This window comes from Mesorhizobium sp. M0514, assembly GCF_040321145.1.
Classification (GTDB): Bacteria; Pseudomonadota; Alphaproteobacteria; order Rhizobiales; family Rhizobiaceae; genus Mesorhizobium.
In genome coordinates this window covers 92,249-98,419 of record NZ_JAMYQZ010000012.1, presented here as the reverse complement: position 1 = coordinate 98,419, position 6,171 = coordinate 92,249, and the positions used below count along the sequence as shown (strand labels likewise).

Genomic DNA, 6,171 nt, shown 5'->3' with positions numbered 1-6,171 from the left:
ACCTTGGTGTTCTTCTCGCCTTTCTGGCCGTCTTCCTGCCCCTCACCGCCTTCGCCGCCGATCTCCCCACGCTGACCGGCCGCGTCGTCGATAACGCCGGCATTATCGACGCGGGAACCAAAGCCGCGCTCACCCAGAAACTCGCCGACTTCGAGACAAAAGGCTCCGACCAGATCGTCGTCGCCACCATCCCCAGCCTCGACGGCGAGGAGATTGAGCCTTACGCCAACCGGCTGTTCCGCTTCTGGAAGCTCGGCCAGGCCAAGGAAAACAACGGCGTGCTGCTGCTGGTGGCGCCGAACGACCGCAAGATGCGCATCGAGGTCGGCTATGGGCTGGAAGGCACGCTGACCGATTTGCACACCAAGCTGATCATCGAAAACGACATGGTGCCGGCGTTCCGCGCCGGCGATTTCTCCGGGGGCATTTCCAAGGCCGTCGACGACATGGTGATGGTGCTGGAAGGCAATCCGGAGGAATTGGAGGCGCGCGGCGAGCGCAACAAGAAGCCGCCCATCAATACCGACAATCTGTTCTTCGGCGTCTTCATCAGCATCTGGGCGATCATCTTCTTCGGCAGCATGGCTGCCTCCATCCTGCCGCCGATCTTTGGCAAAAAGCTCGGTCCCCGCCGCTATCGCTGGCTGGGCATGACATTCGAGCCGGGCCGGCGGTCGTCCAGCGGCGGGTCTTCGGGCGGGGGCGGCTGGTCGGGTTCAAGCGGTGGTGGCGGCTTTTCCGGCGGCGGCGGTTCGTCCGGCGGCGGCGGCTCCTCGGGAAGCTGGTGACGAGATGACCACACGCATCGCCAATCCCTGGCATGGCCGTTTCGCCACGATGACCGGCGCTGCCTTGCTGGTCTTGCTCGTCAGCTTCGCGGCGCTGGCGGCGGAACTGCCCGCCCTCACCGGTCGTGTCGTCGACAATGCAGGCATCATCGACGCCGCGACCGAGGCGGCGCTGACGCAGAAGCTGGCCGATTTCGAGACCAAAGGCTCCGACCAGATCGTCGTCGCGACGGTTCCCAGCCTCGACGGCGAGGAGATCGAGCCTTACGCCACCCGGCTGTTCAACGCCTGGAAGCTCGGCCAGAAGGCCAAGAACAATGGCGTGCTTCTGCTGGTGGCCGTGAACGACCGCAAGATGCGCATCGAGGTCGGCTACGGGCTGGAGGGCACACTGACCAACCAGCAGGCTACACGGATCATTGAAGATGACATGGTGCCGGCTTTCCGCGCCGGCGATTTCTCCGGCGGTATTTCCAAAGCGGTCGACGACATGATCATGGTGATCGAGGACGGTCATGGTGGTTGAGGGGAGCTGGTGACGGCATGACAGTACGCGTCTTCAATCCGCCAAAACCTGGCCGCGCAGCCGCGACGATCGGCATCGCCTTGTTGACGATGCTCGCCATGCTGTTCGTAGCCTTGGCGGCAGACCTGCCGGCACTCACCGGGCGGGTGGTCGACAATGCCGGTATTATCGACGCCGCGACCAAGGCGGCACTAACGCAGAAGCTCGCGGATTTTGAGACCAAAGGCTCCGACCAGATCGTCGTCGCCACGATCAACAGCCTGGACGGCGAGGAGATCGAACCCTACGCCAACCGGCTGTTCCGCTTTTGGAAACTCGGCCAGGCCGGCGAAAACAACGGCGTGCTTCTGCTGGTGGCCAAGAACGACCACAAGATGCGCATCGAGGTCGGCTACGGGCTGGAAGGCACGCTGACCGACCTGCACACCAAACTGATCATCGAAAATGACATGGTGCCGGCGTTCCGCGCCGGTGATTTCTCCGGCGGCATTTCCAAGGCCGTCGACGACATGGTCATGGTGCTGGAAGGCAACCCGGAAGAGCTGGAGGCGCGCGGCAAGCGCAACCCGGCCGACCACAGCACGCCCGTCGATCCTATAGTCGCGGTCTTCCTGATCCTGTGGGCGGCGATGTTCTTCGGCGGCCTGGCGATGGCCTTCCTGCCGCCGATCTTCGGCACCAAGCTGTCGCCGGGCGTGTATAAATGGCTGGGCATGACCTTTCGCTACGGCCAGGGGCCGAGCGGATCGTCCTCGGGCTCCAGCAGTTGGACAACAAGTTCGTCGTCGGGCAGCGGATGGTCATCGGGAAGTTCGGGCAGCAGCTGGGCTTCGGGCTCAAGCAGCGGCGGCGGGTTTTCTGGCGGCGGCGGTTCGTCCGGCGGTGGCGGGTCTTCAGGGAGCTGGTGAGAGAAGATGGCAACACGACCGATCAGCCCACAGGACCATGAGCGCATCGCCACCGCGATCCGCGCGGCCGAGGCCAAAACCGACGGCGAGATCTACTGCGTCGTTGCGCATGCCAGCGACGGTTATTTCTTTCCCGCCGCCTTCATGGCGACATCAGGCATGCTGATTGCCAGCCTCGCCGTCGCCTATGGGCTGGAAGCCTGGTGGCTGTCGATCCGGCTGCCGCATTTCGTCATTGTCCAACTGCTGGCACTGGCCTCGGTGTTGGTGCTTTTGTGGGCGCTGCCCGGCTTGCGCATCCATCTGGTGCCGCGCCGGCAGCGTTACCAGGCGGCACATGACAATGCGCTCAGGCAGTTCCTCGCCCGCAATGTCCACCGCACCACGGCGCGCACCGGCGTGTTGGTCTTCGTGTCGATCGCCGAGCGTTATGCCGAAGTGGTCGCCGATTCGGGCATCGACAGCAAGGTCGGCCAGCATGTCTGGGACGGCGTGGTGCGCGATCTCCTGCAGCATGCCGGCGACGACCAACTCGCCGACGGCTTCGTCAAGGCGATCGGGCAGGTCGGCGCGGTGCTGGCCGAGCATTTCCCGGTGACGTCGGGCGACGCCAATGAACTGGACGATCATCTCGTCGAGATCTGAAAAGCCTGCCTGCAAAGCTACTCAGCCGGACGCCTGACGCGGGTTTTCTGCGCTTCCGGTGCTCACGTACAAAAAGTACGCTCCGCTCCGGTTCTCGAAAACCCACGCCATTCGCCTCGGCTGAGCGCGTTATCAGGCAGGCTTTGCCCATTGTCAGCAGTGTCGCGATCGGCTGTGAGAAAGCGGTCGGCGGGCTGACCTCGACTCTTGCAAATGGCCGATCCGGGTTTATGGTTAACAAATCATGAATACGCTGAGCATCGACATCAGGAAAGCCGAACCGCGCGACGCTGGCGCCATTGCGGACGTGCACCAGCAGGCTTGGGAGGGCGCCTATTCCGGCATCATCCCGCATCGCTCGCTGACCTCCATGATCAACCGCCGCGGCGCCGACTGGTGGGCCAACGCCATCCGCCGCGCCGCCACCGTTCTGGTGGTCGAGATCGGCGGCACCATCGCCGGCTATGCCACGATCGGCAAGAACCGCGCCCGCGAGCTGAAGCAACAGGGCGAAATCTACGAACTTTACCTGCGTCCGGAATATCAAGGCATCGGGCTCGGCAGCCGGCTGTTCAAGGCGGCGCGGGCGCGGCTTGCCGACCACGGACTGAAGGGAATGGTGGTGTGGGCGCTGGAAGACAACCAGAACGCACTTTCCTTCTATGCCGGCGCGGGTGGCCGTGACGTCGCCGAAGGCGTCGAGATTTTCGAGCAGAGGGCGCTCAAGAAGGTCGCCTTCGTCTGGGAATGACCGGCCTCGGTTACAAATCATCATAAACCGTGCGCTTCCGTTAGCGCTTCGCACCAATCGCCGCATTGCACCATGCCGCGCCGCCCGCTATCGATCTTGGACATCGAGAGAGGGATTTAAGCCATGCGAATCGAAGCCATTGCCATCGGAAAGAACCCGCCCGAGGACATCAACGTCATCATCGAGGTGCCGATCGGCGGCGAGCCGATCAAGTACGAGATGGACAAGGAGGCCGGCACGCTGTTCGTCGACCGTTTCCTGCATACGTCGATGCGCTACCCCGGCAATTACGGTTTCGTGCCGCACACGCTGTCGGGCGACGGCGACCCGATCGACGTGCTGGTCTGCAACACGCGCGCGCTGGTGCCGGGCTGCGTCATCAATGTGCGACCGATCGGCGTGCTGGTGATGGAAGACAATGCCGGCCAGGACGAGAAGGTCATTGCCGTGCCGTCGCCGAAGCTGACGCTGCGCTACGAAAACGTCACCGAATACACGCAGCTGCCCGAGATCACCCGCGACCAGGTCCAGCACTTTTTCGAGCACTACAAGGATCTCGAGCCCGGCAAATGGGTCAAGATCGAAGGCTGGCACGATTCCAAATACGCCAAGAAGATGATCGTCGACGCGATCGCACGGGCGAAGGCGGCAAAGTAGCGCCGAGAGAGGCCTGCGTCTCGTTCAAGTAAGCGGCAAACGCCACCGCGAGGCACCCCCCTCTGCCCGGCAGGGCGGGGGGGGTGCCTTGCACCCACGTGGCTAGTTATCCACCCGACCAAACGCCGGCACGTTGCCGATGACGGCGTGCTTGTCCCTGCCACAGGCGAAACTCTTCGCCTCGTCCGCCAGCTTGCGCGCCTGGTCGTTGGCCTGCGGGTTGCCGGTGGCCAGCACGAGGCCGATGGTGCAGCCGTCGCGGGCTTCCATCTGGGCGACCTTGGCGACGAGCAGCACTTCGGTCGGCTTGTTCTCGTCCTCGGGATTGCTGATCAAGCGGCGGTGGATGACGGCAAAGGGAACGGCAACGTCGCCCTTGGTCTCGATGCGCCATTCGACCCTGGCGCCGGACGAGTTGAAGCCGGAAAAGCTCTCCCAGACCGAGGTCATCTCGCCGCCGGGCGGAAACCCGTAGAACAGCGATTCACGCGCATCGTCATAGGCGATCAGCACGGGATAGCCGCGATAGCCGGAGCAGGCGAGTTCGGCCCAGTCGCCGTCACCTTCCTCGGCCTGCGCATAGGTGGCGCAATCCTTTTGCGAGTCGAGGTCGGTGTAGACGCTGGATATTCCGTCGGCATGGGCGACCTGGCAGAGGCCGGCAAGGGCAAGCGAGAGCAGAAGTGCGCGCATGGCGAATAATCCCTGTGGCTATTTCGCTATCGGGCTCTGAGCCTCGCAAAAAAATATAGCGCGTACAAAGCGGAAAACGAAGCGGCTGCAACGAACGCCTGGTAGTCCATCCAGCAGATTGCGAGGAGTGACGCGCAGGCGGCAAGCAGGACGACGGGAACAAAAACATCCAGGTATAAAAATACCAAAGCGACTGCGCTTATCGACGCGATCAGAATGCGCGCCGTTTGGGTAATGCCGTGTGCCTTGCCGTCGAAATACATCCCAACATACATCGCAACCGATGCGACCAAAAACAGAAAAAGCACTCTGCGCAGAACGGCCTCCTTGACCCTGTACTCATTCAGGTCGAAGACCGTGGCAATATCCCTCTTTTCCTCGTGCGAGATCAATGCCAGGTCGCCCCGCTTGATGTAATTAATCCTGAACATTTTTTTGAGATCGTCCAAAATCGTCTGAGCAATGTTCAAGTCGTTACCTGCGATTCTGTTTTGATCGCTGACATGACAGCGATATTGCTTGCGGTTGGAATGGATCGCAAGAGGTCTATTTCTTCAAGCTCGCCTCGATCAGCAGGTCGGCGTTGCGGGCCACCGATTGCGCCGGGCCGCCGAGGCCGAAGAGCTGGCCGCTGATATAGGCGCCTTCGATCAACAGCAGCAGGCCGTCGCCGAGCGTGTCAGGGTCTTTAGCGCCCATCGCTGCGGCCATGGCGCGCAGGCGGTGGCGCAACTCCTGCTTGTTGGCCTCGCTGACGACACGCGCCGGATGGCCATGTTCGGGATATTCCACCGCCGCGTTGGTCATGCCGCAGCCGCGATAGTCCGGCCTTTGCGTGCGCTTGCCGACGCGAGTCAGAAAAGCCCTGAGCTGTGCGCGCGGGCCGCCGGGATGGGCAGCCACGGCTTCGTCGAAACGCTCCCAATACTCACGGTCATATTGCCTGAGATAGGAAGCGGCGAGCTCGTCCTTGGAGGGAAAGCTGCGGTAGAGGCTGGGCTTGGTGACGCCGGCGCGCTTGACGATCTCGTCGACGCCGATCGCCCGGATGCCGCGGCGGTAGAACAGGTCGTACGCCACGTCGAGGATTTTCTTGGCAGCCTTGGGCGGTGCGGCTGCATGACCGCCCTTGATGATCAGTTCAATATTTTTGTCCGTTGGCATCATGCGACTCGATTGACGTGTTACCGATCGGTACGTATA

The 6,171-nt window shown here is 62.4% G+C and carries 8 protein-coding genes and 1 pseudogene; 6 read left to right on the top strand and 3 right to left on the bottom strand.

The annotated features are described in order from the left end of the window. Window positions 1-23 precede the first annotated feature (23 nt). The 6 genes and pseudogenes from NKI61_RS08060 to ppa all read left to right on the top strand — a co-directional run bounded on the left by NKI61_RS08060 (window position 24) and on the right by ppa (window position 4,275). A complete protein-coding gene (locus NKI61_RS08060) occupies window positions 24-788 on the top strand; it encodes a TPM domain-containing protein (protein WP_352514915.1) in 765 nt (254 codons plus the stop codon). Window positions 789-837: 49 nt separating this feature from the next. After that, window positions 838-1,296: pseudogene (locus tag NKI61_RS08055) on the top strand (TPM domain-containing protein); the annotation flags it as partial. Between the two features lie 35 nt (window positions 1,297-1,331). Beyond that, a complete protein-coding gene (locus NKI61_RS08050) occupies window positions 1,332-2,222 on the top strand; it encodes a TPM domain-containing protein (protein WP_352839134.1) in 891 nt (296 codons plus the stop codon). A gap of 6 nt (window positions 2,223-2,228) precedes the next feature. After that, window positions 2,229-2,867, top strand: a complete 639-nt coding sequence (locus NKI61_RS08045; protein WP_023726102.1) for a TPM domain-containing protein — start codon at window positions 2,229-2,231, stop codon at window positions 2,865-2,867. A 244-nt stretch (window positions 2,868-3,111) separates the two neighbouring features. Then, window positions 3,112-3,618, top strand: a complete 507-nt coding sequence (locus NKI61_RS08040; protein WP_023668622.1) for a GNAT family N-acetyltransferase — start codon at window positions 3,112-3,114, stop codon at window positions 3,616-3,618. Between the two features lie 123 nt (window positions 3,619-3,741). Continuing rightward, on the top strand, window positions 3,742-4,275 hold the full coding sequence (ppa, locus tag NKI61_RS08035; RefSeq protein ID WP_023668623.1) for an inorganic diphosphatase: 534 nt from the start codon (window positions 3,742-3,744) through the stop codon (window positions 4,273-4,275). A gap of 102 nt (window positions 4,276-4,377) precedes the next feature. On the opposite strand, the gene NKI61_RS08030 is transcribed toward ppa, so the two are convergent. The 3 genes from NKI61_RS08030 to NKI61_RS08020 all read right to left on the bottom strand — a co-directional run bounded on the left by NKI61_RS08030 (window position 4,378) and on the right by NKI61_RS08020 (window position 6,132). Then, on the bottom strand, window positions 4,378-4,968 hold the full coding sequence (locus NKI61_RS08030) for a hypothetical protein (RefSeq protein WP_352839133.1): 591 nt from the start codon (window positions 4,966-4,968) through the stop codon (window positions 4,378-4,380). 26 nt (window positions 4,969-4,994) lie between these two features. Beyond that, entirely contained in the window at window positions 4,995-5,438 is a 444-nt protein-coding gene (locus NKI61_RS08025; protein ID WP_352839132.1) for a hypothetical protein, read from the bottom strand. A 76-nt stretch (window positions 5,439-5,514) separates the two neighbouring features. Then, the gene (locus tag NKI61_RS08020) at window positions 5,515-6,132 is read right to left on the bottom strand and encodes a TetR/AcrR family transcriptional regulator (RefSeq protein WP_352839131.1); all 618 of its coding nucleotides are present in this window, start codon (window positions 6,130-6,132) and stop codon (window positions 5,515-5,517) included. Between the last annotated feature and the right edge of the window lie 39 nt (window positions 6,133-6,171).

Excerpts from the sequence above, each read along its gene's own strand:
- NKI61_RS08050 (WP_352839134.1), top strand. The coding sequence starts at position 1,332 with ATGACAGTACGCGTCTTCAATCCGCCAAAACCTGGCCGCGCAGCCGCG.
- NKI61_RS08045 (WP_023726102.1), top strand. The coding sequence starts at position 2,229 with ATGGCAACACGACCGATCAGCCCACAGGACCATGAGCGCATCGCCACC.
- NKI61_RS08040 (WP_023668622.1), top strand. The coding sequence starts at position 3,112 with ATGAATACGCTGAGCATCGACATCAGGAAAGCCGAACCGCGCGACGCT.
- ppa (WP_023668623.1), top strand. The coding sequence starts at position 3,742 with ATGCGAATCGAAGCCATTGCCATCGGAAAGAACCCGCCCGAGGACATC.
- NKI61_RS08030 (WP_352839133.1), bottom strand. The coding sequence starts at position 4,968 with ATGCGCGCACTTCTGCTCTCGCTTGCCCTTGCCGGCCTCTGCCAGGTC.
- NKI61_RS08020 (WP_352839131.1), bottom strand. The coding sequence starts at position 6,132 with ATGCCAACGGACAAAAATATTGAACTGATCATCAAGGGCGGTCATGCA.